The organism is Glutamicibacter sp. NPDC087661 (genome assembly GCF_044743275.1).
Lineage (GTDB): Bacteria > Actinomycetota > Actinomycetes > Actinomycetales > Micrococcaceae > Glutamicibacter.
The window spans coordinates 220,311-245,506 of sequence record NZ_JBIUWE010000003.1 but is presented as its reverse complement, the minus strand read 5'-3'; the positions used below and the strand labels follow the sequence as shown (position 1 = coordinate 245,506).

General features: G+C 64.4%; 23 protein-coding genes. 13 read left to right on the top strand and 10 right to left on the bottom strand.

Going from position 1 to position 25,196, the window contains the following annotated elements:
* Window positions 1-175 precede the first annotated feature (175 nt).
* Complete coding sequence (locus ACIOTN_RS10410) at window positions 176-1,027, top strand: helix-turn-helix transcriptional regulator (protein ID WP_402735309.1); 852 nt, start codon at window positions 176-178, stop codon at window positions 1,025-1,027.
* On the opposite strand, the gene ACIOTN_RS10405 is transcribed toward ACIOTN_RS10410, so the two are convergent.
* Entirely contained in the window at window positions 1,024-1,455 is a 432-nt protein-coding gene (locus ACIOTN_RS10405; RefSeq protein ID WP_402735308.1) for an acyl-CoA thioesterase, read from the bottom strand. The genes ACIOTN_RS10410 and ACIOTN_RS10405 overlap by 4 nt on opposite strands.
* A 49-nt stretch (window positions 1,456-1,504) precedes the next feature.
* On the bottom strand, window positions 1,505-2,632 hold the full coding sequence (locus tag ACIOTN_RS10400) for a hypothetical protein (protein WP_105658576.1): 1,128 nt from the start codon (window positions 2,630-2,632) through the stop codon (window positions 1,505-1,507).
* 179 nt (window positions 2,633-2,811) lie between these two features.
* Here ACIOTN_RS10400 and ACIOTN_RS10395 point away from each other — a divergent pair, with 179 nt between their 5' ends.
* Together ACIOTN_RS10395 and ACIOTN_RS10390 are read left to right on the top strand one after the other, a co-directional pair.
* The gene (locus ACIOTN_RS10395) at window positions 2,812-4,659 is read left to right on the top strand and encodes a calcineurin-like phosphoesterase family protein (RefSeq protein WP_105658577.1); all 1,848 of its coding nucleotides are present in this window, start codon (window positions 2,812-2,814) and stop codon (window positions 4,657-4,659) included.
* A 96-nt stretch (window positions 4,660-4,755) separates the two neighbouring features.
* On the top strand, window positions 4,756-5,727 hold the full coding sequence (locus ACIOTN_RS10390; protein ID WP_402735307.1) for a D-2-hydroxyacid dehydrogenase family protein: 972 nt from the start codon (window positions 4,756-4,758) through the stop codon (window positions 5,725-5,727).
* On the opposite strand, the gene ACIOTN_RS10385 is transcribed toward ACIOTN_RS10390, so the two are convergent.
* Window positions 5,696-6,409, bottom strand: coding sequence for a phosphatase PAP2 family protein (locus ACIOTN_RS10385; protein WP_402735306.1), 714 nt, complete (start codon window positions 6,407-6,409; stop codon window positions 5,696-5,698). The genes ACIOTN_RS10390 and ACIOTN_RS10385 overlap by 32 nt on opposite strands.
* 63 nt (window positions 6,410-6,472) lie before the next feature.
* Between ACIOTN_RS10385 and ACIOTN_RS10380 the strand changes: the two genes are divergently transcribed.
* From ACIOTN_RS10380 to ACIOTN_RS10355, 6 genes are all read left to right on the top strand, one after another.
* Window positions 6,473-6,931 carry a 23S rRNA (pseudouridine(1915)-N(3))-methyltransferase RlmH gene (locus ACIOTN_RS10380; RefSeq protein ID WP_013347812.1) on the top strand — a complete coding sequence of 153 codons (459 nt, stop codon included), beginning with the start codon at window positions 6,473-6,475 and terminating at the stop codon, window positions 6,929-6,931.
* Window positions 6,932-6,994: 63 nt separating this feature from the next.
* On the top strand, window positions 6,995-7,459 hold the full coding sequence (locus tag ACIOTN_RS10375) for a hypothetical protein (protein WP_105658580.1): 465 nt from the start codon (window positions 6,995-6,997) through the stop codon (window positions 7,457-7,459).
* A 4-nt stretch (window positions 7,460-7,463) separates the two neighbouring features.
* On the top strand, window positions 7,464-7,925 hold the full coding sequence (locus tag ACIOTN_RS10370; RefSeq protein WP_402735305.1) for a hypothetical protein: 462 nt from the start codon (window positions 7,464-7,466) through the stop codon (window positions 7,923-7,925).
* Complete coding sequence (locus ACIOTN_RS10365) at window positions 7,909-8,211, top strand: transcriptional regulator (RefSeq protein ID WP_105658582.1); 303 nt, start codon at window positions 7,909-7,911, stop codon at window positions 8,209-8,211. Before ACIOTN_RS10370 ends, ACIOTN_RS10365 begins: the two co-directional genes overlap by 17 nt.
* Window positions 8,212-8,250: 39 nt before the next feature.
* Window positions 8,251-12,915, top strand: a complete 4,665-nt coding sequence (locus tag ACIOTN_RS10360; protein ID WP_332594856.1) for an ATP-dependent helicase — start codon at window positions 8,251-8,253, stop codon at window positions 12,913-12,915.
* A 24-nt stretch (window positions 12,916-12,939) separates the two neighbouring features.
* Window positions 12,940-13,764: a DNA-formamidopyrimidine glycosylase family protein gene (locus ACIOTN_RS10355; protein WP_402735304.1), complete on the top strand. Its 825-nt coding sequence runs from the start codon at window positions 12,940-12,942 to the stop codon at window positions 13,762-13,764.
* Window positions 13,765-13,786: 22 nt separating this feature from the next.
* Here ACIOTN_RS10355 and ACIOTN_RS10350 read toward each other — a convergent pair whose 3' ends face one another.
* A complete protein-coding gene (locus tag ACIOTN_RS10350) occupies window positions 13,787-14,623 on the bottom strand; it encodes a PhzF family phenazine biosynthesis protein (protein WP_402735303.1) in 837 nt (278 codons plus the stop codon).
* Window positions 14,624-14,683: 60 nt separating this feature from the next.
* Here ACIOTN_RS10350 and ACIOTN_RS10345 point away from each other — a divergent pair, with 60 nt between their 5' ends.
* On the top strand, window positions 14,684-15,706 hold the full coding sequence (locus tag ACIOTN_RS10345) for a pseudouridine synthase (RefSeq protein ID WP_105658586.1): 1,023 nt from the start codon (window positions 14,684-14,686) through the stop codon (window positions 15,704-15,706).
* A gap of 72 nt (window positions 15,707-15,778) precedes the next feature.
* Complete coding sequence (locus ACIOTN_RS10340; protein WP_105658587.1) at window positions 15,779-16,678, top strand: hypothetical protein; 900 nt, start codon at window positions 15,779-15,781, stop codon at window positions 16,676-16,678.
* Between the two features lie 25 nt (window positions 16,679-16,703).
* Here the strand turns inward: ACIOTN_RS10340 and ACIOTN_RS10335 are convergent, their stop codons facing one another.
* Together ACIOTN_RS10335 and ACIOTN_RS10330 are read right to left on the bottom strand one after the other, a co-directional pair.
* Window positions 16,704-17,480 (bottom strand): SDR family NAD(P)-dependent oxidoreductase, encoded by a 777-nt coding sequence (locus tag ACIOTN_RS10335; protein WP_105658588.1) that lies wholly within the window; start codon window positions 17,478-17,480, stop codon window positions 16,704-16,706.
* Between the two features lie 138 nt (window positions 17,481-17,618).
* Window positions 17,619-19,067, bottom strand: coding sequence for an MDR family MFS transporter (locus ACIOTN_RS10330; protein ID WP_133834369.1), 1,449 nt, complete (start codon window positions 19,065-19,067; stop codon window positions 17,619-17,621).
* Window positions 19,068-19,277: 210 nt separating this feature from the next.
* On the opposite strand from ACIOTN_RS10330, the gene ACIOTN_RS10325 reads away from it, so the two are divergent.
* Window positions 19,278-19,817 (top strand): NUDIX hydrolase family protein, encoded by a 540-nt coding sequence (locus ACIOTN_RS10325; protein WP_105658590.1) that lies wholly within the window; start codon window positions 19,278-19,280, stop codon window positions 19,815-19,817.
* Here the strand turns inward: ACIOTN_RS10325 and ACIOTN_RS10320 are convergent.
* Window positions 19,814-20,911, bottom strand: a complete 1,098-nt coding sequence (locus tag ACIOTN_RS10320) for an FUSC family protein (protein WP_286134340.1) — start codon at window positions 20,909-20,911, stop codon at window positions 19,814-19,816. The two genes, ACIOTN_RS10325 and ACIOTN_RS10320, sit on opposite strands and share 4 nt — an antisense overlap.
* Before the next feature lie 133 nt (window positions 20,912-21,044).
* Between ACIOTN_RS10320 and tgt the strand changes: the two genes are divergently transcribed.
* Window positions 21,045-22,343 carry a tRNA guanosine(34) transglycosylase Tgt gene (tgt, locus tag ACIOTN_RS10315; RefSeq protein WP_105658591.1) on the top strand — a complete coding sequence of 433 codons (1,299 nt, stop codon included), beginning with the start codon at window positions 21,045-21,047 and terminating at the stop codon, window positions 22,341-22,343.
* 78 nt (window positions 22,344-22,421) lie between these two features.
* Here the strand turns inward: tgt and ACIOTN_RS10310 are convergent, their stop codons facing one another.
* From ACIOTN_RS10310 to ACIOTN_RS10300, 3 genes are read right to left on the bottom strand one after another with little or no spacing between them, the layout of a single operon-like run.
* The gene (locus ACIOTN_RS10310) at window positions 22,422-22,877 is read right to left on the bottom strand and encodes a GNAT family N-acetyltransferase (RefSeq protein ID WP_105658592.1); all 456 of its coding nucleotides are present in this window, start codon (window positions 22,875-22,877) and stop codon (window positions 22,422-22,424) included.
* A gap of 13 nt (window positions 22,878-22,890) precedes the next feature.
* Entirely contained in the window at window positions 22,891-24,489 is a 1,599-nt protein-coding gene (locus ACIOTN_RS10305; RefSeq protein WP_402735302.1) for a hypothetical protein, read from the bottom strand.
* Window positions 24,479-25,174 (bottom strand): ATP-binding cassette domain-containing protein, encoded by a 696-nt coding sequence (locus tag ACIOTN_RS10300; RefSeq protein ID WP_402735301.1) that lies wholly within the window; start codon window positions 25,172-25,174, stop codon window positions 24,479-24,481. The genes ACIOTN_RS10305 and ACIOTN_RS10300 overlap by 11 nt, the downstream gene beginning before the upstream one ends.
* Window positions 25,175-25,196 lie beyond the last annotated feature (22 nt).

Below are 25,196 nucleotides of genomic sequence, written 5' to 3'. Positions count from 1 at the left end.
TGGTGGCAGTGGCATTAATAGTCCACCACCATTGCACGGCTCCAGGGGCCGTGGGACGTGGCGCATTGATCCGGGGTATGGCAGTCCTAGGATAGTTCGGGCTGCTAGCTGCCACTGCACGCAGGGCTAGGATAAGACCGGGGCGATGCGGCCCGCGGATGAAAGGAATGCAGGGATGAATTCCAATACCGAGCTCGGCGAATTCCTCAAGGCACGGCGGGCCCTGATCAGCCCGGCAGGCGATGGCGGTCCCCGGCGACGCGTGCCTGGCCTGCGCCGCGAAGAGGTTGCGGTCCTGGCCGGCGTGAGCACCGACTACTACACCCGGCTGGAACAGGGCCGGCACAAGCGCCCTTCCGAATCCGTGCTCGGCGCGTTGGCCAAGGCCCTGGAACTAGATGAGACGGCGGCCGGGCATTTGTTCAATCTGGCCCGCTCGGTCTCCGGTTCCGGGCGCAACATCCCGTCGAGCAGCATCCAGCGGGTACGCCCCTCATTGCATCAGCTGCTGGATTCCTTCACCGGGCATCCGGCCTTCATCCGCGGACGGCGTACCGAGGTGCTGTGCATGAATGCGCTGGCCGCCAGCCTGGTCACCGACTTCCTCGCCAAGCCGGTGCGCCACCGCAGCCTGATCCGCTGGGCCTTTCTGGATCCCGAAGCCAGGCAGCGCTACGCCGACTGGGAGCAGATCGCCGCCTCGATGGTCGGCACCTTGCGCCTGGATGCCGGGCGCCATCCGCATGATCCGCTGCTCGCGCAGCTGGTCGGAGAGCTGTCCATGAACAGCGAAGAATTCCGCACCTGGTGGGCCGATCACCGGGTGGTCGAGCGGCGGGACGGGATCAAGCGGTTCAACCATCCCCAGGTGGGCTATCTGGAGGTCAACTACGAGGCCTTGGACGTGACCGGGGCACCAGACCAGACCCTGTTCATCTACACCACCGACCCGGGCTCGGACTCCGAAGCGAAGCTGCGCGATCTGGCCGCGCTGCTCAACGGCCAGGGACCGGCACCCGAAGCCTAGCTGCGTGCTGGGATCAGCGATTTGCCGAGCCAGCTGCGCTCCAGCTCGTTGAGCGGGCGTGACGAGACGCCATCGGCTGCCAGCGGCACCATGACCGTGGTCGAGTCGAATACCGGCTGCCCGTCCTGGTAGCCGATGCCCCGCACGGTGAAGGACTTGTTGCCCAGCCGGCTGATGCCCATGCGGATGAGCATCTCGGGCTGGTAGTACAGCGGGCGCAGGTAGTCGATCTGGATGGATGCCACCACGGTGCCGAATTCGAAACGGCCTGTTGTCCCGGCCTCGCGCGTCCAGCGGATGCGGGCTTCTTCCATCAGGGTCACGATGCGCGCATTGTTCACATGGCCCAGGGCGTCCTGGTCCGACCAGCGCAGCTGCAAGATGACTTCGGTAGCCGCGGCCAGTTCATCGTTTGTCGTTTCGCTCATGGAACCCATTGCACCAGAAACCCGGGCTGGCTACTGCGCCCGTGACGGCTCATGAACTTGGGCCATCGCCGGAAGGCACCCAGCGTGCATCCTCGTTGTTGGCGTCCAGGCAGATCCATTCCTGTGCAGGCCCGTAGCACCGCAGCTCATCGGTGAACCAGAACGTCTGGTCCGGGTCCCACCCGGCGATCACGCTGGCGTATTTATCATCGATGTCGAGGCATTGCCCGGCGAGCGCCAGATAGGCGCCGATGCCCAGATGCACCCCGTCGTAATCGCGCGCCACGGCCAGCCAGTCGGGGGTCTTCCATGCGCCGTCGCGCCCGGTGGCCAGGTACCAGTCGTGGCGCTTGTGCGCGGTGACCTCGATGCCGTGCTCGCGGCAGAGCCGGATCCAGTCCTCGGCCGTGGCGATCTCCAGCACCTTGGCTGCGGGAGGCACGCTCGTGAACCTGACGCTGGCTTGCTCCCATCCGAAACCGTCTTCCACGCAACTCAGGCCCACTGGCTCCCGGTCTGGGAACACACCGGTAGTGGAGGGCAGGCGGCTGCTGGGCTTGGACCACCATTCCCCGCCGAAGCTGCCCAGCGGGGTGCTGCTCATTTCGGCGGCATCGCGGGCTTCGGTCGCCAGGATGCCAGCCCTCCACTCCTGCAGTATGCCCGGGGCATTGCTGCCGGGAGCCTGCGTCCTGCCCTGCGGGTCATGCTGGTCGAATTCGACCTGGAATTGGTTGCGCAGATCCACGGTATCCAGCCACCAGGCCGCGAGCCCGCTGTCCGCCAGGTGCCGGGCCACGCGCTCAAGCGGCGCGGCCAGTTCCGGCAACGCCAGCAGGGTGTCTTCCCCATCCGGTTCCTGCCAATAGCGGGCACTGTCGACCGAGCGGACCAGCGCTTGCTGCAGCAGCGCTGCGGTGGCCGGAACCAAAGTGGTGCCGTCCAGGCGCCGGGCGATCTGCTGGACACTGGTTTCGGGCATGCTGGATTCATCCGCGCCAAACAGGCCAACGCTTTCGCCGCGTTCTACCGCTACGTGATACGCGGCGTAGAACATCGCCGCATGCAGCGGATGCTCCCCGAACGCCGGTAGCAGCTCCTCTTCGCTGGCAGTGGCGAACTCCCACAGCATCCTGCGCCCGCGCGCGCCTGCCATGAGCGCCTGCACTAGTTCCATCTGCGCCACTTCATTTCACTGGTTCGAAAACAGTAAATCCCGCCAAGACAGTCGATAACTATTTACGGGATCGATTATTAGACATTACCTGAGCAGGGGTTGCAATTCACCTGCCATTGGCACCGTGGAAGACGGCCGGCCAAGGGGCCGGCAGATTGTCCCCACCCGGAGGAACGTTCGTGAAAATCTTCGCTCGACCCGGCAAAACCAATCATCTCACCCCACTGCATCTCACCGCCGGAAGCCTAGTTGCCATTGCAGCTTCCACCGCATTCATCGGCGCCACCCCGGAACTCGAGGCAGTGCCTGCCGCCAAGTCCGCCGCGGACTGGAGCTCCTCGGCCTACCGCGGGTCAGTCGAGGTGATCCCGGCAGGAACTGGCCGCAGCGGCACCGCGCAAGAGACGCTCGACGGAGTGGTCTTCGAGGATCGCAACAAGAACTCCACGCAGGATGCCAACGAGCCTGGCCTACCGAACGTCACGGTTTCCAACGGCCGCGACGTCGTGGCCACCGATGGGCAGGGACGCTACGAACTTCCGGCCTACAACAACATGACCGCGTTCGTCACCCAGCCCCGGGGCTTCCAGGTTCCGGTCGACGACGACAACGTCGCCCAATTCTTCTACACCCACCTGCCTGAAGGCTCCCCGGACCTGAAGTACGACGGCATCGCCCCGACCGGGCCGCTGCCCGAGGCAGTCAACTTCCCGCTGGTGGCCAGCAGCGCCACGCAATCGCCCGAGCAGAGCTGCGTCATCGGTGCGGATGTGCAGACCTATACCCAGCAGGAAGTCGAGTACGCCAGGGAAGGCGCTTTCGCCGATCTGGCGGCCCGCACCGACTACACCGGCTGCGGCGCCTTGTTCATCGGCGACCTCGTGGGCGATGACCTGACCTTCTTCCACCAGACCCGAGAACTGTCCTCCATGCTCAACGGTCCGGCCCGGTTCCTGCCGGGCAACCACGACATCGACTACGACTCGCTGGACGGGCAGCACGAGTACGATTCCTTCCGCGCCCAGTTCGGTCCGGAGTACTACTCCTACGACACGGGCAAGACTCACGTCATCGCCCTGAGCACCATCGATTACCCGACTGCGGTTCCGGCCAAGAAGAGCGACTACACCTACGATCTGGGCAAGCGCCAGCTGCAGTGGCTGCGCGCGGACCTGGCCGAGGTACCCGAGAACAAGGCCATCGTCCTGGCCGGGCACAGCCCCCTGCTGGAGTTCTTCTACAGCGACGAGCATTCCACCAAGCTGGTCCGGGAGATCTACGAATTGCTGGAAGGACGCGAGGTCGTTTCCCTGGGCGGGCACACCCACATGTCAGAGAACCTGCGCGCCGGGGACCTGATGGATGGCTGGCGCGACGAGGTCGGCGAGGCAGGCCTGCCGTTCACGCACTTGACTGTCCCGGCCATTTCCGGGCAGTGGTATGACGGACGGGTTATCGAGAACGGCTACCCGACTTCCATCCAGCGCGACGGGACCCCTCCGGGAGTGCTCACCTTGGACATCAAGAACACCAAGATCACCGAGCGCTTCACCGTGACCGGCGGGGATGCCAGCAAGCAGATGTCCCTGGGCTTGAACACCCCGGCGTACCGGCAGTGGTACGAGGAGAATCTGGAAAAGGAGCGCGGCACGGTTCCGGCCCTGGATGACCCGTTGGCGGTGAGCCGGCAGGGACTGGCCGAGGACACCTGGCTGACCACGAACTTCTGGATGGGCAGCACCGGCTCCGCTGTCGAGGTCTCCATCGACGGCCAGGACCCGGTTGCGGCCGAGCGGACGCAGAAAATGGCCGGCGAACGCCCGCTGTCAGGCGCCGAGTACTCGGATCCGGCGGCCATCGCCGAGCAATTCGTCCATGGCGGCGGCTTCGCCGAGAAGACCAGCCACTTGTGGCGCTTAGAACTGCCAGATGATCTCTCCGTCGGGGCGCACACGGCCACGGTGACTGCCACCGACGTGCATGGGCGTTCTTTCACCGAGGAATTGGATTTCACGGTCATCGGGTAGCGCCATCCTTCGAGCTGGTGCCTGCATGAGCAGGCACCAGCTTTTTGTTACGCCCGCAGTGGGACAGCATCGGCTGCAGGTGCCTAGGATGAATCCATGCGCATTGCAATCCTGGATGATTACCACAACGTGGCCCGCTCGCTGGCCGATTTCGACGGCCTCGCCGCCGTCCTGGACGCCGAAGTCACGGTCTTCACCGAGCACCTGGGCCACGAGGACAGTACCGTCGTCCAGGCGCTGCAGCCCTTCGACGCCATCGTCGCCATGCGCGAACGCACGCCTTTCCCGGCCGCCCGGCTGGCTGCGCTGCCCAACCTGAAGCTGCTGGTCACCACCGGCCGCCGCAACGGATCCATCGACCTGCAGGCTGCCAAGAACCAGGGCATCGTGGTCAGCCACACCGGCTACGTGGCTACCGATGCCGCCGAGCACACCTGGGCGCTGATCCTCAGCGCCGCGCGCCGACTGGACGTGGAGCTGTTTTCCGCGGACCGCCCGCTGGCGGCTGGCTCGGGCTGGCAGACCACTTTCGGACTGGGCCTGTCCGGCAAGACCCTGGGCGTCTACGGTCTGGGAAATCTGGGAGCGAAGGTTGCGAAGGTCGGCTTGGCCTTCGGCATGCGGGTCATCGCCTACAGCCAGAATCTCACCAAGGCCCGCGCCACCCAAGTGGGCGTGGAGCTGGTCTCCGAAGCCGAGCTGTTCTCCACCAGCGACATCGTGACCGTGCACCTGAAGCTCTCGGAGCGCAGCACCGGGGTCATCGGACCCAAGCAGCTGGCGTGGATGCGTCCCGATTCCATCCTGGTCAACACCTCGCGCAGCAGGATCGTGCAGACCGACGCGCTCATCGACGCACTGGACAGCCGGCAGCTGCACCTGGCCGCCGTGGATGTCTTCGACGTGGAACCGTTGCCGGCCAAGGACCGGCTGGCCGCTACCCGGGGCGTGATTGCCACCCCGCATATCGGCTATGTGACTATCGAGCAGTTCGAGATGTTCTACCGCGACGCGGTGGAAGACATCCGCGCGTGGGCTAGCGGCGCACCGATCCGGGTGCTGGCCTAGGGACCTGCGGCCGCGGCACGAAGTAGTAGTGCAGGATCGCCACGACGGCAGCCCATGCGGCCCCGATCAGCATCCCCACCAGCACGTCAGAGACCCAGTGGTGCCCGATGTAGATTCGCGAAGCTCCCATCGCCAGGACGAATAGCGCCGCGACGATGGAGATCAGGTACGCGTAGCGGCGCAGCCCGTAGATGATCGCCAGGTAGCTGGCGATGCCGATCAGCGCGGCCGAGTTCAGCGTGTGCCCGCTGGGGAACGAAAAGGTTTGCGGCGGCGCCGGGCCTCCGGGAACGCCTTGGGGACGCGGCACCTGGAGGTTTGTCTTGAGAATAACGGTCAGCAGGACCGAGACCAGTGCAGTGAACGCGATGGCCGCCAACGGCCACGCGCTGCGGGTTTTCCAGCACAGCAATGAGGTGATCACCAGCATGATCATGGTCATTCCCGGTGTGGATCCCCAGAAGTACAAGAAGTCGGAGACCGCAAACAGGAACGGCGACTGGTGCTCCAGTGCCCATTGGTAGGCTGGGGCATCCAGATCCCTGGCCCATCCGCCCGCGTGCAGGGAGACCAGCACCCTGCGGGTGAAGTAGAACATGGCGACAACCAGCCCGAAAATGATCCACAGCACCTGTGCGCCGCGGGAACGTTGGCCTTGCCGGAAATACCATGAGGATCGCATGGCTTCCATCGTATCGGGGCGGGAGCGAAGCGCTGAACTCGATCGATGCGGAACAATGGAAGCATGACGATCAAGGTGCTGGCAGTTGGCAAGAAACACGAATCCTGGGTGGACGAGGGAATTTCCCGCTACGAGAAGCGGCTGAAGAAGCCCTTCAATCTCACCTGGCAGCTGCTGAACCATTCCTCGCGCGAGAACGACGCGGCCCGCACCGAGGAGTCGGCCCGCATCCTGGCGAAAATCGATGACCGCGACTTCGTGGTTCTGCTCGATGAGCGCGGAAAGAACGTGGACTCCCCTGCGTTGGCCAATACTTTGCGCACCCCGATTGATGCTTCGCGCAATGTCGTGATCATCATCGGCGGCGCGTACGGCGTGGACGCATCCGTGCATGCGCGGGCCAATTTCATCTGGTCGCTTTCGAAGCTGGTCTTCCCGCACCAGCTGGTGCGCTTGATCCTCACCGAGCAGCTCTACCGCGCGCAGGACATCCTGGCAGGCGGGAAGTACCATCACGTTTAAGCCATTCCCTTGACTTTCCAACTTGGAAAGACAAGACTTTCCATAACGGAAAGTAGGGAAATCATGGCTGAGGGGCAAGAACGAATCGACAAGCTGACCGCCGCGGAGCGCCTGGCCTCCGCGGACCAGGCCTCGAACAAGATGGTCGCTGCCGGCACTTCTTCCCGGGCCACCCTCTTCGTGTACGTGGTGCTCGGGAGCACCGCGATGAGTCTTGAACATGTCCTTTCGCCAAAGATGGCTCTGGCGTTATTCGCGGTGGCTGTCGTTGCAGCCCTCGTGCACTACGTGATTATGCGCAGCCGCGCCAAGATGCGCCCTTTGCTCAGCAGCTCGGCAACCTACGGCTGGTACGCGTTCCTGGCTTCAATGATCGTGATGTGCCTGCGCTTTTGGGTCGCCGAGGACCCTTGGAGCATCGGTGCGAAATTAGTCGTCTCCTGCACCGCCTTATCGCATTTGCTTTCCGCCGCGCAAACGGCATGGGACAAGGACCGTGTGCAAGATGCCCAGGAAATGGCGGTCTAGCCAGGTGAACAATTCGCAGATTCCCTCGGAGCGCGAAGCCGCTTCCCAACTCGCCGCGGCCGAAGAAGCTGCGAGCGGCACCGTCAGCGCCACCGAAGCCCCCGGGGCATTCATGATTGTCCTGGGCCTCGCCACGTCGGCAATCTTTTCGCTCTACGGAGTCATCGACATCGCCCTTTGGTACTGGTCGCCGGTGCTCTTTGTGCCATTGATCGCCTGGTACGCCTACTGGTCGCGCCAGCGGCCCAAGTCCCGTCCTGCATTGAGGCACTCGGGCAAATACATCGCTGTCATGCTGTTCATGATGCTCACCCTGCAATTGTGCACCTTCTGGATTCCCCAGACTTGGCTGTTCGCGATACCCAAATTCCTCGCATTGGCCGCTGTCTTCACCGGTTCCCTGTGGATCATGCGCCGCGAAACCATCAAATCCCGCATCAAGGATGGAAATGAACAAGCCATCTAGCAATGCGCAATTCGACGAGCTGATCCATGCACCCATCCGGCTGCGCATTTGCGCCAGCCTCGCCCCGGTGCAGTGGGCAGAATTCGCGCACCTTCGCGGCATCCTCGATGTCGCCGACTCCGTCTTGAGCAAGCACCTCAAGCAGCTCGCCGATGCCGGGTATATCGGCATCGAGCGGTTCACCAAGCTGGGGCGCAGCCATATGCGCGTTTCGCTGACCAAATCCGGACGCCGGGCCTATGTCAGCCATGTGGCGGCCCTGCGGGAGATCACGGCGGGCGGATAATGGCCGATCTTGTCGTTCGCAGACCGTAGTATCGATTCCATGAGCGATGTCCTGTCCCGGTTCGGCGCAGCCACCCGCAAGTGGTTCACCGACGTCTTCTCCGCGCCCACGGTTGCCCAGAGCGGCGCCTGGGAATCCATCTCGGACGGGAAGCACACCCTGGTCATCGCGCCTACTGGCTCGGGCAAGACCCTGGCCGCGTTCCTCTGGGCGCTGGACCGGCTGCACCACGCGGAACTTGACGCTCCAGCATTGCCGGGGATGGACTCCGATGCCGATCATCCAGCAGGCAATGGCACCAAGGTGCTCTACATTTCTCCGCTGAAGGCCCTCGGGGTCGACGTGGAGCGCAACCTGCGTTCTCCGCTCGCTGGCATCCGCGCCACCGCGCACGAAATGGGCTTGTCCCAGCCGTCGGTGTCGGTGGGAGTGCGCTCGGGAGACACCCCGGCCAACGACCGGCGCAAGCTGCTCAAGGACCCGCCCGAAATCCTGATCACCACGCCCGAGTCGCTGTACCTGATGCTCACCAGCCAAGCACGCAAGTCCCTTGCCGAGGTGCACACCGTCATCATCGATGAGGTCCACGCGATTGCCAATACCAAGCGCGGAACCCATTTGGCCCTGTCACTGGAACGGCTCGACGCGCTGCTGCCCGCCCCGGCCCAGCGCATCGGGCTCTCTGCCACCGTCGAGCCGCCCGAAGAAGTGGCCCGCTTCCTGGCCGGCTCCGCCCCGGTGAACATCGTGCGCCCGCCGTCCACCAAGAAATGGGAGTTGGCGGTGCGCGTCCCGGTGGAAGACATGACCGACCTGCCTTCCGCGGCCGGAGCGCATGATCTGGGTCCGGGTTCCTCCCCCGCGGCGTCGGCGAGCATCTGGCCGCATGTGGAGAACCAGCTGGTGGATCTGGTGCTGGACAACCATTCGACCATCATCTTCGCCAACTCCCGCCGGCTGGCCGAGCGGCTGACCGGACGGCTGAACGAAATCTACGCCGAACGCGAGGGATTCAGCGCCGAGGATGCTTCCACCTCCACCCCTGCCGCGATGATGGCCCAGGCCGGTTCCACCGCTGCCGCGCACCCGGAAGCTCCGTTACTGGCCCGTGCCCACCACGGCTCGGTGTCCAAGGATTCGCGCGCCCAGATCGAGGAAGACCTGAAGCTGGGCAAGCTGCGCGCCGTGGTGGCCACCAGCTCCCTGGAACTCGGCATCGACATGGGGCTGGTGGATCTGGTGATCCAGGTCGAATCCCCGAACTCGGTCTCCTCGGGGCTGCAGCGCGTGGGCCGTGCCGGGCACCAGGTCGGCTCGGTCTCCCGGGGCGCTTTCTTCCCCAAGCACCGGGCGGACCTGCTCTCCACCGCCCTGGTGGTCACCCGCATGCGCCAAGGAGCCATCGAGAAGATGGTGATCCCCGCCAACCCGCTGGATGTGCTGGCGCAACAGACCCTGGCCGCGGTGGCCATGGACGACTTGGACGTAGAGCAATGGTTCGACACCGTGCGCCGCGCCGCCCCCTACCAGCAGCTGCCGCGCAGCGCCTATCTGGCCACCTTGGACATGCTCTCGGGCAAGTACCCTTCGGATGAATTCGCCACGCTCAAGCCGCGGCTGATCTGGGACCGGGATGCCGGCACCCTCACCGCCCGGCCCGGGGCGCAGCGCCTGGCCGTGATTTCCGGCGGCACCATCCCGGACCGCGGGCTGTTCGGGGTTTTCCTGGCCGGATCCGAGGATGACAAGGCGCCCAAGCGCGTGGGCGAGCTGGACGAGGAAATGGTCTACGAATCGCGCGTCGGAGACATTTTCGCCCTCGGGGCGACCAGCTGGCGCATCGAGGACATCACCCACGACCGGGTGCTGGTCACCCCGGCCTTCGGCCAACCCGGAAAGCTGCCCTTCTGGCACGGCGACGGGCTGGGACGCCCGGTCGAACTCGGGGCGGCGCTGGGCGAATTCACCACGAAGCTGCTGGCCAGCGAACGCACCGAAGCGGCCGAAGTGCTGCACGGCAGCGGGCTGGATCCGTTCGCCGCGAACAATCTGCTCAACTACCTGGACGAGCAGCGCCGGGCCACCGGCCAGGTGCCCAACCACCAGAATTTCGTGGTCGAGCGCTTCCACGACGAACTGGGCGACTGGCGGGTCATCCTGCACTCCCCGTTCGGCTTGGCCGTGCACGCCCCGTGGGCGCTGGCAGTCGGCGCGCGGGTCCGCGAACGCTGGGGGCTGGACGCCTCGGCGATGGCCGCCGACGACGGGATCGTGCTGCGCATCCCCGCCATGGACGATGAGCCGCCCGGGGCGGACCTCTTCGCCTTCGAAGCCGACGAGATCATCGAGGTGGTCACCTCGCAGGTGGCCAATTCCGCGTTGTTTGCCTCCCGCTTCCGCGAATGCGCCGCCCGCGCGCTGCTGCTGCCGCGGATCAACCCGACCAAGCGCACCCCGCTGTGGCAGCAGCGCCAGCGTGCCAGCCAGCTGCTGGATGTGGCCCGCAACTACCCGGACTTCCCGATCATTCTGGAAACCGTGCGCGAATGCCTGAATGATGTCTACGATCTGCCGGCGCTGTCCAGGATCCTCTCCAGCATCTCCTCGCGGGCCATCCGCCTGGTGGAAGTGACCACCGAGCTGCCTTCGCCCTTCGCCCAATCCCTGCTTTTCGGCTACGTGGCGCAGTTCCTCTACGAATCCGACGCGCCGCTGGCCGAACGCCGCGCCGCCGCCCTGAGCCTGGATCCGGTGCTGCTGGGCGAATTGCTCGGGCGCAACGACGTGCGCGAGGTACTGGACCCGCAGGTCATCTCGGCCTTGCAGGAGCAGCTGCAGCATCTGGCAGCCAACCGCCGGTTGGCGGGCATGGAAGGCGCCGCGGACCTGCTGCGGCTGCTGGGTCCGCTGGATGCCGGGCAGCTGGCCGCCAGGCTGCGCGATCCGGCAGATGACGAAGCGGCGCTGGATCCTGCCAGCGCCCGGGCCCACGCCGAGGCCTTGGTCTCCACGCGCCGGGCTTTCACCTTGCGCCGCTCCGGCCAGCTGGTGTACGCGGCCATCGAGGATGCCGGCAAGCTGCGCGATGCGCTGGGCACCCCGCTGCCCACCGGCATCCCGGCGGCCTTCCTGGAGCCTGCCACCGCTCCGATCCAGGACCTGGTCTCGCGCTTCGCCCGCACCCACGCCCCGTTCACCCTCGGGGAGCTGGCCGCGCAGCTGGGACTGGGCGTCGCGGTGCTGCGCCCCGTCCTCGACCAGCTGGTGGCCGCCGGCCGCTTGTCGCTGGGGGCCTTCCGCCCGCTGGAGCTCGTCCCCGAAGGCGTGGCCGGCGACGAATACTGCGACGTGTCGGTGCTGCGCACCATCCGCACCCGATCCCTGGCGGCACTGCGTGCCGAGGTGGAGCCGGTGGACCAGGACACCTACGGGCGCTTCCTGCCGGCCTGGCAGCAGATCGGTTCTTCGCTGCAGGGAGCCGACGGCGCCTATGAAATCGTTGCCCAGCTCGCCGGTGCCGAGGTCCCCGCCTCCGCCCTGGAATCCTTCGTGCTCCCGGCCCGGCTGAGGGGCTACCAGAATTCCTGGCTGGATGAGCTGTGCAGCTCCGGGGATATCCTGATCTGCGGAGCCGGAGCCGCCGGCGGCAAGGACGGCTGGCTGTCGCTGCACACCGCCGAGCATGCAGCGCTGAGCCTTCCCCAGCCCGATGCCAGCGCGCTGCAAGCCCTGGACCTGCGCGTGCTCCAGGCCTTCGAGTCCACCGGCGCCTACTTCGCCGAGGAGCTGGCCGGGCGCATCCACCGCAGCGATGAGCCGGCGGCCAGCAGCCACGAGGTCGCCGAATCCTGCTGGAGGCTGTTCTGGGCCGGGTACATTTCACCGGATACCATGGCGCCGATCCGCGGCTACCTGGCCGGCGGAAGCACCGCGCACAAAATCGCCAAGCCCGCCCCGCGGGCCCGCGCCGCACGATTGAACCGGCTCTCCGGGCTGAACCGGCTGGCCCGGGAGCAAGCCGGCGGGCCGGCGCGCGGCTCGCGCGGCGCGGCCCGCTGGTCGCTGCTGCCCGCACCGGTAGCGGACCCCACGATCAGCGCCCACGCCACCGCGGAAATCATGCTGGAACGCTACGGGGTGCTCACCCGCGGCTCGGTGGCCGCCGAGTCGGTGCCCGGCGGCTTCGGCCAGCTCTACCGGGTGCTCTCGAAGTTGGAAGAAGCTGGCCATGCCCGGCGCGGCTACTTCGTCGAGAAGCTCGGCGCCGCCCAGTTCTCCACCTCCACCACCATTGACCGGCTGCGCGGATTCCAGCTGGCCGATGACCCGCGCCGCCAGCCGGTGGCCACGGTGCTGGCTTCCACCGATCCGGCGAACCCCTATGGCGCGGCGCTGGCTTGGCCTGCGACCGAAACCGGGCACCGCCCCGGGCGCAAGGCCGGCGCAATCGTCGGGCTGCTCGACGGGGCCCTGAGCCTCTATCTGGAGCGCGGCGGGCGCACGGTGCTGACCTTCGGGCAGCTGCCCGAGCCGTCCTGGCGCATCCTCGCCACGGCGATGGTCGCCGCGCTGCGCACCGCCCAGGTCGACAAGATCGCCATCGCCACGGTCGACGGGCAGCCGGTGCAGGACCATCCGGTCGGCGCCGCCCTGCTGGGCGCCGGTTTCTATGCGACGCCCCAAGGCATCCGCTTCCGCCGCTGACCCGCTATCGAAGGAGCGCTGCCCATGCCCGAAGGCGATACCGTCTACCGCGCCACCGCCCGCTTGCACCAGGCGCTGGCCGGCGAAATCCTGCTGGCCTCCGATTTCCGCGTCCCGGCCCTGGCCACCGTGGACGTCTCCGGGTACACGGTGCGCGAGGTCATCCCCCGGGGCAAGCACCTGCTGATGCGCCTGCAGCCGCCGGCTACTGCGAACCCGGCCTTCGCCCAGCCTGCGCTGACCTTGCATTCGCATCTGCTCATGGAAGGGCGCTGGGATCTCTATGCGCCAGGCGAACGCTGGAGGCGCCCGGCGCATACCGCCCGGGTGGTGCTGGAAACAGCAAACGCCAAGGCCGTGGGCTTCGAGATCGCCCAGGTGAAACTGCTGCCAACCGAACAGGAATCCGAGGTGGTCGGCCATCTGGGACCCGACCTGCTCGGGCCGGACTGGGATGCGCAACGGGCGCTGGACAACCTGCGCGCCGATCCGCAGCTAGGCATCGGCCAAGCGCTGCTGGACCAGCGGATCATGGCCGGGGTGGGAAATGTCTACCGCAGCGAGATCCTGTTCCTGCGGCGCGTGCATCCGCTCACCGCGGTGGGCGAGGTGGCCGGCCTGCCGGCATTAATCGAACTGGCCCACCGCTTGCTGGTGGTGAACAAGGACCGGTCGCGGCGGGTGACTACCGGGCAGCCGCGCACCCGCGACCCGCTGTGGGTCTACGGCCGGGCGTCGAAGCCCTGCCTGCGCTGCGGAACCCGCATCGGGCTGCTGCGCATTCCCTCGGCTTCCACCGGTGCCGAGCGGGACTGCTACCTGTGCCCTTCCTGCCAGCCAGCGGCCTAGGCGGCGGGGCGCGGCTGCAAGCCTAGAGGTCGACTTCGCCCTGCACGCAGCTGTTCACGTCGCCTCCCACCCAGACCACGCCGTCCTCCACGCGCAGATGCACCCGGCCCTGGTACCCGATCGCGGTGCCTTGGGCGGCGATGTAGCGTTCGGGAGCCAACCCGGAATCGGCCAGCCACCGGGCCAGGCCCGCATTGAGGCTGCCGGTGGCCGGGTCTTCCCACACTGGGTCCCCGCCGACGAAAGCACGCACTTCGAACTGCGTGCCGGCCCCTGGCTCCTGCGGACCTGCAACCCCGATGGCCAGCGTCCCCAGGGCGTTGGGATCCGGGTCCAAGGCCAGTACCTGCTGCGCACTGGAGAGCCTCACCCCGATCCATTCCGGGCCGTTGACCAGCCATGAGGCATCCTGGATCCGCTCCCGGGGAATCGCCAGTACCTCGGCGATGCGCTGCACCAGCAATTCGGCAACCGGTTCGTAGCGGGTCAGCGGCGGTGCAGCGAACCATAGCCGTTGCGGCTCAACGCGCACCTCCACCAGCCCGGCGGCGCATTCCTGGATGACCCGTCCCTTCTTCTTGGGAACCCCGCCGGCCTTCAGCCAGGCAAAGGCCGAGCCCAGCGTCGGGTGGCCGGCGAAGGGGAATTCCTGGGTGGCAGAGAAGATCCGCACCCGGTAGTCGGCGGCCGGATCCTCCGGTTGCATCAGGAACGTGGTCTCGGCCAGATTGGTCCACTTGGCAAATCCTTGCATCTGCCCGCTGGCCAGGCCTTCTGCATCGTGGACCACAGCCAAGGGGTTGCCCAGATATGCAGTGGGAGAAAAGACGTCGACTTCGCTGTATTTACGCATGGCCATCGAACCAACCTAGCAGACCGCGGCCTGCGCGGTCCTGGCAAAGATGGGAGAATAGCCCCTATGGCTATGGAATCCCCGCTTCCCGTGCGCAACGGCGTCAATGCAACTCGTCTTCGCCTCCCGCGGACCGGTTCGTGGGCAACTGTCGCAGATTATTTGCTTGAGCGCTTCGGCCATGTGGATCCAGAGGGCATCCTGCGCCGCTTCGATGATCAGCAGATCGTTGGCTTGGGCGGCACTCCGCTCACTCGCCAGACGCCCCTGGGCGAGCACGAATTCATTTGGTACTACCGTTCCCTGCCGGTAGAAACTCCCATTCCCTTTGAAGCCAGGATCCTGCACCAAGACGAGCATCTGCTGGTCGTGGACAAGCCGCATTTCCTCCCCACCACACCCGGCGGACGCTTCATCCAGGAATCCGCGCTGGTGCGCCTGCGCAACCAGACCGGCATCGATGATTTGGTGCCGATGCACCGGCTGGACCGGGCCACCGCCGGGGTCATTCTTTTCGCGGTGAATCCGGCGACCCGCGGCGATTACCAGATGCTCTTCGAACGCCGCGAGATCGCCAAGCGCTACAAGGCGGTGGTCGCCCTGCAGCCGGGCGAAGGCCTGGAAACTGGACGGGTGCTGCATCCAAATGGGGAGCATTCGCAGGTCAAACCGGAATCCGAGCTGCGTGGCCTGCTGCAGCGGATGCCGCTGCTCTTCGAGAACCGGATGGCCAAGGTCAAGGGCCAGCTGCGTTCCATTGTGGAAGAAGGCGAGCCGAACGCCCAGACCCTGGTCAAGCTCGAGGCGATCGGAACGAGCACCGGTTTCCATGCCGGGCTGGAGGTCGCCTTGATGGATCTGGAACCGCGATCGGGCAAGACCCATCAGCTGCGAGTGCACCTGGCTTCCTTGGGCCTGGGCATCATCAATGACGCGTTCTATCCGCGGCTGTGGGATCTGGCCCCGGATGACTACCGGCGCCCGCTGCAATTGCTGGCGCACACCATTTCCTTCACCGATCCGCTGACCGGCCACGCGCGCAGCTTCAGCTCGCAACAGCGGCTACTGGAAGCGCCGTCGGTCCCATAACCTCTTCTCACGGGGGAAGAATTGCCCTAGGCTGGTGCCTATTATCCCGTGCCCCGTAAGGATGAAGGCAAGATGGCCGAACACCAGCGGACCCCGCAACTCGATTCCCTGGTGGAGTCGGCCCAGTCTGCCATTGCTTCGGCGGCAGAACGGTCCTCCTTCGTGTTGCCCTACTCGGCGCCAGATCATCGCCCCAACCCTGCAGTGGAACCTTTCGACACGGTCCGCGGATACCTCTTGGGCGCGTCGGGCTTATTGCTGCTGCTGACCTCGTTGGCGTTGCCTTCCGGCTTGCATGGACGCGCGCCGTCCAGCCTGCTGGATACCAGCCTGGTGCATTCGGTGTTGTGGCCGGCAACTGCCATCGCGCTGGTCCTGAGCGCCGCGTTTTCGCTGCGCCGCGATCAGCTTTCGGCGCGACGCCAACGAATCATTTCCGTTTATTCGATCCCGGCCACAGCGATGATGGCCTGCGCCATCACCCTGGCTTCCGGGTTCTTGGCCATCAGCGCTGCCATCCTGGCAACCATCGCTTCGCTGCTGTCCCTGTACGGCGTGCTCCAGCTGAACAGGAATACTGCGCGAAACCGCTTGGAGCGCTGGGCAACGGATGCCCCGGTAAGCTTCTTTGCCGGTTCCAGCCTGGTCTATGCCCTGCAACTCTGGTTTGCCGCCGCCGGATGGAATGACGGCGGGCAGGGACTTCCTGCTGTGGTGGTGGCGGCCGGAATTTCAGTGGTTGCCGCCGCCTTCGCCCACTCGGAGCGCGGCCGCCACGCCTTTGCCAGCGGCTTCGGAATCTGCATGATCGCCGCTGCCATCCAGGGCTGGCTCAATGAGTCCGCACCGCTGTGGGTCTGCGCGGTCTGGATCTTCATGGCCTTGCTGGTCTTCCTGATGGCCGAGAACCGCCGGTTCCAGATCAGCCATGCCGAGCACCGTGCGCAGCGCGGCAAGCCCATAGAGTTCTAGGACTGGCCGCGCCCGCCACGGGTGCCTAGCGTGGCGCCATGCGGATGGCTCCATCAAGGCGAATGGTTTCGCCGTTGAGCATCGGGTTGGCCACGATGTGCTCCACCAATGCCGCGTATTCTTCCGGACGTCCAAGACGCGAAGGATGCGGCACCTGGGCTCCGAGCGAGTCCTGGGCAGCCTGCGGCAGGCCGGCCATCATCGGCGTGTGGAAAATGCCCGGTGCGATGGTCATGACGCGGATCTGGTGGTTCGCCAGCTCGCGAGCCAGCGGCAGGGTCATGGCCGCTACTGCTCCCTTGGAGGCCGCATAGGCCGGCTGCCCGATCTGGCCGTCAAAGGCCGCCACCGACGCGGTGTTGATGATGACCCCGCGTTCGGTGGTTCCCTGCTCATCGCTCAGCGCTTCGCTATGCGCCATGGCTTCTGCGGCCAGGCGGATCACGTTGAAGGTGCCGTTGACATTGATGTCCAGCACCTTGGCGAAGCGCTCCAGCGGCAGCACTCCGTCGCGGCCCAGCACCTTGCCTGGTGTTGCCACACCGGCGCAATTGACCAGCACCCGCAGGGTGCCAAGTTCCTTGGCACGTTCGATGCCGGCAGCCACCTGCTGCGCGTCAGTGACATCAGCTGGCACGAAGCGGACATTCGCGCCGATCTCGGCGGCGATTTCATCGCCATCCTCACGCGGCAGGTCGAGTACCACCACATGCCTGGCGGCGGTGGCCAGCTTCTGCGCCGTGGCGCGTCCCAATCCCGATAGGCCGCCGGTGACCAGAGCGACTGAATCCTGCAACTGCATATTTACCCCTTTGTAGACAGTGGTCTTGTGATCTACATTACTGGCCAGTTGCGTGGAGGCGAAGACTCTTGCCCGCGGGCATGGAAAAACCGCTGGACCCCGCGATGGGATCCAGCGGCTCTTGCACTGTCCTGCAGCCTAGTGGCTCGGAACCGTCGCAGGCTCGGCTTCGACTCCAGCCGATTTCTTCTTGCCGCCAAGCAGGAAACCGATCACCACGATGCCGACGCTGCAGCCGGCACCGATCAGGAAGCCAGGTTGGAAGCCTTCGACCGAAGCGGTCAGCGGATCGCCGCCAGCTGCGATCTTCGCGGCGGTGGATGAGGCGACAACGCCAACCAGCAGGGCGGTGCCCATGGCGCCCGCCAACTGCTGCAAGGTCGAGAGCAGGGCCGAACCGTGCGAGTGCAGGCTGTGCGGCAGCGGGTTCAGCGCAGTGGTGAAGGCCGGGGTGAAGATGAAGGCCAGGCCCAAGCTCATCACCAGGTGCATGACCACCAGCAGCCAGATCGGAGTGTCCACATCCAGGACCACCGCGTAGCCCAGCAGCGAAACCAGCAGCACCAGGGCGCCGGGAACGATCAGCGGACGGGCGCCGACCTTGTCGTAGAGCTTTCCGACCAATGGCGCCAGGACACCCATCAGCAGACCGCCCGGGAGCATGATCAAACCGGTGGTCAGGGTTTCAATGCCCAACACGTTGGTGAAGAACATCGGCAGCAGGATGATCACGCCGAACAGCGAAATCATCGAGAACATCATCAGCACCAGCGAAAGGGTGAAAGCCCTGTAGTTCAGCGGACGCAGATCCAGCAGCGCCTTGTCTTCCTTCTGCAGGTTCAGCTGCAGGAAAACGAAAGCGAGCAGGCACAGAATCGCGCCAACAAGGATGCCCAGGTTCAGCGGGGTGACGCCAACCGACAAGCCGCTGAGGCCGTAGACCAGGCCGCCGAAACCCGGGATGGCCAGAATCAGCGAAGGAATGGACAGCGGCGTCGAGGCGCCGTCAACGTCCTTGGACAGTCGAGGGGTGCCGATCAGCAGAGCCGCTACCGCGATCGGGATGATCACGATGAACATGAATCGCCACGACAGGTACTGCAAGATCAGTCCGGATACCGTCGGGCCGATGGCCGGGGCTACGGAGATCACGATGGAGACATTGCCCATCAGCACGCCGCGGCGCTCAGCAGGGACCAGATGCAAGATGGTGGTCATCAGCAGCGGCATCATGATGGCGGTGCCGCTGGCCTGGATCACACGGGCCACCAGCAGGACGCTCAGGCCCGGCGCGAGGGCAGCCAGCAGGGTGCCCAGAGTGAACAGGCCCATGGCCAAGACGAAGACATTACGGATGCTCATCCGCTGAAGCAGGAAGCCGGTCATTGGAATGACCACGGCCATAGTCAGCATGAAGATGGTTGACAGCCACTGAATTGCGTCAGCGGTGACATTGAATTCATCCATCAGAACAGGCAGGGCCACGTTCATGATGGTCTCGTTCAGGATGACCACGAAGCTGGAAACAATCAGCACCGCAATCGTGGTGAAGTTCTGTTTGCTCAGTCGTTCTGGAGCGTTCGTCACGGCAGGAATCTGCTTCCACGAGGATTCGGAAAAAGGAAACGCTATCTGACGCTTGCGGCTGCTTCGCCGGGCAAGGAAGTTCAAATAGCTCTATCGATTTTATCGCTTGGGATTGCGGTGCACTAGGGGTGCAGGAAACCTTATAGGTGAGTTCGGCAACACAGATCCAGCTTCACGGAATGTCGAGGGTTTGTGTACGAAGATAGAACCATGAACGTGCGCACTCCTGACCCATACCCTGGATGGCTCTCCGAAGAAGACCTCTACGAGGCACGGCAGCGCCTGCCCATGCTCTACGTCGAGGCCATTCCCGTGCGCCTGGACCCGCTGGGCTACGTCAACGAGGTGGGCCTGCTGCTCACCGGCGATGATGACGGGCGCATGCTGCGCACCTTCGTTTCGGGGCGAGTGATGTACCGCGAGACCATACGCGCCGCGTTGATCCGCCACATCGAAAAGGACCTGGGCACCATGGTGCTTCCGCAGCTTCCTGCTTCACCGGTGCCCTTCACCGTTGCAGAATACTTCCCGGCGCCGAGCGAAACCGGTCTGACCGATGATCGGCAGCATGCCGTATCCATGTGCTACATCGTGCCGGTTCGCGGCGAGACCAGCCCTCGCTCCGATGCGTTGGAGCTGACCTGGCTTTCGCCCAGCGAAGCGCTCAGCTCGGACATCCAGGGCGAGTTCGCTGGCGGTCGAGAAAATATTCTCCGTCAGGCATTAGCCCATGTCGGAGTGAATATCTAGCCCTGCTGCCCGCTATTTGGAATGATTCCCTGCCGGCGCTTGATGATCGATCCAACCCAGCTTCCCAAGAGCACCCCGAGCATGCCCACGGTGCAGCCGATCAGGGTCTCGACCACGCGGTCGTACATCACCGAGCCGCTCAGGCCCGTCACCAGCGAGACGCCCACGAGCGCCATCGGGGTAATGAAGACCTGCGCCAGGAAATAGTTGCGCATGACCAGCAGCTCGGCCATGAATTGGCATATGGCGATGAAGGCGAGCAGGATCCAGACCTGCGGGTTCAGGAAGATCAAGATCGCCATCAGGACCATGCCTGCCAGGGTGCCAAGCATTCGGTGCACGCCGCGCCGGATGCGCAAGGTCGTGGTGTGCCCGACCAGGGGAACCACCGCGGCCACCATCGCCCAGTAGTTGTGCCCGGCTTCCAGGCTGCTGCCCACGGTATTGGCCAAGGCGCCGGCCACGCCGGCTGTCAGGATGTAGAACAGCCCTTCCCACCAGATGGCCTTGCGGACGTTATCCGATAGTGGCGGCAGCGGGGTGCGCTTCCACAAGCTGGTCCACTGCCCGAGTGCACCGGCCGCACCGATGGCTACCGACAACAAGATCGTCAGGGCCGACACGAGCAGGGCTTCGCCGATTGGCGCGGGGACGGGGATCGAGGCAATTGCCGCGAATGCGAAGATGTGGAACAGCGAACCGCCGGGCCGCAGCCGCATGAAACCCACCAGCACCGAGCAGGCACCGGCCACGAGAGTCGTCGCGCCAACTACTTGCCACTGCTTGATTCCAGGGTCCGAATGGTCGATCCACCAGTGCGAAGCGGCCAGCGCCAGGGCGATTACCGCGAAGAACAAGGCCCCGGAACGCACCTGCATCCGCAACCGGTTCCAGTAGCCGTCCACGCGCCCATACACGCCGGTAAAGGCGCCGAACACGGCAAAGACCACAAGGTCCAGCCGGTCAATCGCGAAGAGCGTGATCAGAGGCGCAAAAACACCGATGCCGGTGCGCAGGCCGATCCAATGGTCCTTGCGGGCAGGCCCCAGCGTAATGAGCGCCTTGGCGGATTCCTTCAGATTCTCCAGACCCACATCTTCCTTCCGTCGCGTTGGACACAACACGTACGCTCCATTATTCGCGCTTTGCCTTGTGAAGCGTTAGGTTTTGGCGCACATTGCCCCTGTCGTTTTCCTCACCGCGCGGTTAATACGGCACACTTGGTACGTGTCCGAAAAGAACTTTGACCCCAGTGCCCCGCATGCCCGCCAGGATGAATTCGGCTTTGAAGTCGGAACCCGGCTGACCGCTCCGGACGGTTCCCCGATGTTGGGACGTACCGGCGTTATCCGTACCCCGCACGGCGACGTCAAGACGCCCGCGTTCATTGCGGTAGGCACCAAAGCTACCGTCAAGGCAGTCACCCCGGTGCAGGTTCAGGAGCTTGGCGCGCAGGCTGTGCTGTCAAACGCCTACCACCTGTATCTTCAGCCAGGCGCGGATATCCTCGATGAAGCTGGCGGACTAGGCAAGTTCATGGGCTGGCAGGGGCCGACCTTCACCGACTCCGGCGGATTCCAGGTCATGAGCCTGGGCTCGGGCTTCAAGAAGGTCATCGACATGAAGTCCGTAGACCAGTCTGGTCCGGACGACGCCGTGGCCCCGGGCAAGGAACGCCTGGCCAATGTGGACGAGGACGGCGTCTGGTTCAAGTCCCATCTCGACGGCACCAAGCACCGCTTCTCCCCTGAGATCTCCATGGGCGTGCAGCACCGGATCGGCGCGGACATCATGTTCGCCTTCGACGAGCTGACTACCTTGCAGAATTCCCGCGGCTACCAGGTCGAGTCCCTGGAGCGCACCCGGCGCTGGGCCGAGCGCTGCATTGCCGAGCACTTTGCATTGACCGACTCCCGCGAAGGCAAGGAATACCAAGCCTTGTTCGGCGTCATCCAGGGCGCCCAGTACGAGGACCTGCGCCGCAAGGCCTGCCAGGACTTGGGGGCCATGGCCTTCGATGGCTTCGGCATCGGCGGCGCCTTGGAGAAGGAAAATCTGGGAACCATCGTCGGCTGGTGCGCCGAAGAGCTTCCAGAGAACAAGCCGCGCCACCTGCTGGGCATTTCCGAGCCAGATGACGTCTTCACCGCGATTGAGAATGGTGCCGATACTTTCGACTGCGTCTCGCCCACTCGCGTTGCGCGCAACTCGGCGTTCTATACCCCCTGGGGCCGTTTCAATCTTTCCGGCGCACGCTACAAGCGGGATTTCACTCCGCTGGTGGAAGGCTGCGAGTGCTATGCCTGCAAGAACTTCACCCGTGCGTACATTCACCACCTGTACAAGGCCAAGGAACTGCTCAGCCACACGTTGATTTCCATCCACAACGAGCAGTTCACTGTTTCGCTGGTTGAATCCGCGCGCCAGGCGATCGAAGATGGAACCTTCTTCGAGCTCAAGGACAAGGTGCTCTCCAGCTACTACGCTGGCGAACCGGATCCGCAGGGCCAGCCGGCCGCCCTGTAGCCAAGGGCCGCAAAGCAGTCGAGGCATCGATTCTCCACGCACTGGGCAGTGCAAGGAGAATCGATGCCTCTGGCTTTTCTAAGCCGAAGCCCTCTGCCCTGCGCGGGTCATCGGCAAATGCATGATCCCGTCGTCGTCATAGTCTTCTCCGGAGCGGAGGAAACCGAACTTTCCGTACCAGCCCTCCAGCTGGGTCTGGGCGCTGAGCTGGATCTCCGCCTCCGGAGCGCAAAGCGCCACGGCACGCTGCATGAGTTCCCCGGCCAGGCCCCGGCCTCGGGCTTCTGCGGCCGTTGCAACCCGCCCAATGCGCGGAGTGCCGCTTGCGCTGTCCATGATTCGCACAGTACACAGCACTTTCCCGTTCTCGGTGGCCACCAGATGCACAGTGCCGGCATCCAGATCGCGGCCATCGATGTCCGGGTAGCACGATCGCTGCTCGACGATGAATACCTCGGCACGCAGTTTCAGTATTGAGTAGAGCAATTCTGCGGAAAGCCCATCGGGCTCGTGGATGGAAATCAAATCGTTCATCCTCCAAGACTACCTACGCCCCCGCGCCCAGCTTCCTGCCGGAAACTTGAACCAGTGCACTTGCACCAAAGAGCATTGCCGCGATCCACAGCAACAAGGGAATGGGAGTACCGGGGCTGAGCACCAAGAAGAAAATTGGCGAGAACGTGGCAGCTGCCCGAAGGAAAGTCGCTGTTTCCAGGAAAAGATACGTGGCCACGGCCGACTCGCTGGTGGCTCCCCCGAGTAATGCATCCCAGTCCCGTTCTTCCCTGCTGGCGTGGGCACTGCTTGCCGCAGCACATCCCAACGCGGCGACCAGGCCTGCGGCGATCCAAAGCCAAATGCGATCCAGCTGGATCATGCCCAGCATTCCCAGCCCGCCGGTCAAGAACAGCAAGGCGGTGGCTGAAAAGAGCATTGCATACAGCGTTGCTGCCCGCATCAGGCGCTGTTCCGAAATCCCTAGAAGCTGGGTGAGCTGCCGTTCGGAAACGAGCGGTGCAATGGTCGCGGAAATGCTCAAGGTGAGAACAAGGCAGAGCACCAGGTAAAAGGCCGCTGCGCTCAGCGGGTTGGCAATTCGCTGAACCGTGGCGGCCAACGCGAAAGCCAGGAGCAGGAACCCGGCCACCGAATGCCAACGGCCTCCCCTCAGCAAACGGAGGCAGAGAATGCGCCACGCCACCGGCAACTTGGCAGTGAGCTTGCCACCGCGTGCGCGCCTGCGGCTAATAGCGGATGTCGCCGGAGCCGAGAGGCCACGCGAGTCGCCCTGCATCAAAGTCCCCACGGCGAATTGCTGGTGCTCTCCGGCAAAACGCAATGCCTGGCCCGGAATCTGGTCAAAATGGCGAAACGCACCGTACGTACTCGCGCCGCTAAGTACCAGGACAACGAGCAAGGCGAGCATCCAGGCAGCCGGATCCAAGGTGGCCGCAGCCATAGCGCCAACCAGGCTTTGGGCCCAAGGAATCTGGAACATCAAGAGCATCCACAACACGGCCAAGGCGATGAGCAGCCCGAGGCCCACCCAGCCGCAGATCCGTCGCGCAGCTATTTGCTGGTTCTTCCCCTGGATCGCCGTGGCCGCGTTGGCAAGCCCGACACCGGCCACTGCGAAGCAGGCGAGCCCATGGACTGCAACGGGTACCGGGAGCGATCCGGCCAGCCCCAGCATCACGATCAGCCACAGCGCACCGGCAAAGCTGCTCGCGAAAAGACCGATGAGCAGCGCATTTCGCCACGTCGGCTGGCGGATAGCCCGGAGCTTGACCGGCAGCGGCAGCCACCAGTCGGCCTTGGCCGCACTGAGCCCGCAAGGCCCCAGATAGAGCATGAGCCGAAAGGTTGCCAAGCCGGCCAGGGCCAATAGCACGAAAGAGAGGTCCTGCAAGCGCCAGACGGCGCTAGGCAGCACTTGGTGCGCTACGCCCTCGCCCAAGAGCACAAACAGCATGCCAAAGAGTGCGCTGAAGAGGTAGGCCAACGCCACCAGCGCGGCCAGCACCCAGACATAGGCATCGGAAAAGCTGTCGAATTTCTCGGAGAAATTCCGCCGCTTCTTCGCTCGATTGACCACTTCTCGAGGATTGAAATCAACGGCATGGCTTGCAACCCGGCTAGCGCTCAAGCCACTGCGCCCCTGCCTGCGGATCAAGCAGTTCGCCCTCGTCTTCATCCAGAAGCAGCACTTGGTCCACGCAGCTTCGCAGCATCAGCGGATCATGGGTCACCGCTAGCAAAGTTGTTCCCTTGGCGCGTACCCCGGCAAGCCGCTGGTACAGCTTCTGCCTGATACGAAGGTCCAGGCGTTGTTCCGGTTCGTCAAGAATCAGCAGTTCTGCCGGACGGATCAAGGCCGCGGCGAGCAGCAGCTTACGGCGTTGGCCAGAAGACAGCTCGCCGGGAAGGTGATCGTCAGCAGCAGTGATTTCGAAGAAGTCGAGTTCTGCTTGGACTAACTGGACCCAATCATCCAGTCCGTGTCCACGAGCGACCATTTCCAGATGTTCGCGCACGGTGAGTTCTTCGAAGAAGGCGCCATCGGTGACCTGTACTGCGACGGTACGGCGAAAATGCTCCGAGCTTTCATTCACGGGAAGGCTTTGGAACTCGACGGTGCCTTCCACCGGAATGAGATGTCCCAGGATGGTGCGGATCAGTGTTGATTTTCCGCTGCCATTGGCACCGATAATTCCTAAGCCAGCACCGGGAGCCAGCTGCAGGTTGATCGGCCCGCAGATCACGCGATTGGGATAGCCAATGGTCAAGTCGTGTGCTTCTAGCTGAACTTCAGCGCTTTGACCTGTCTGCATGCCATCGATTCTAGTGTCCGGA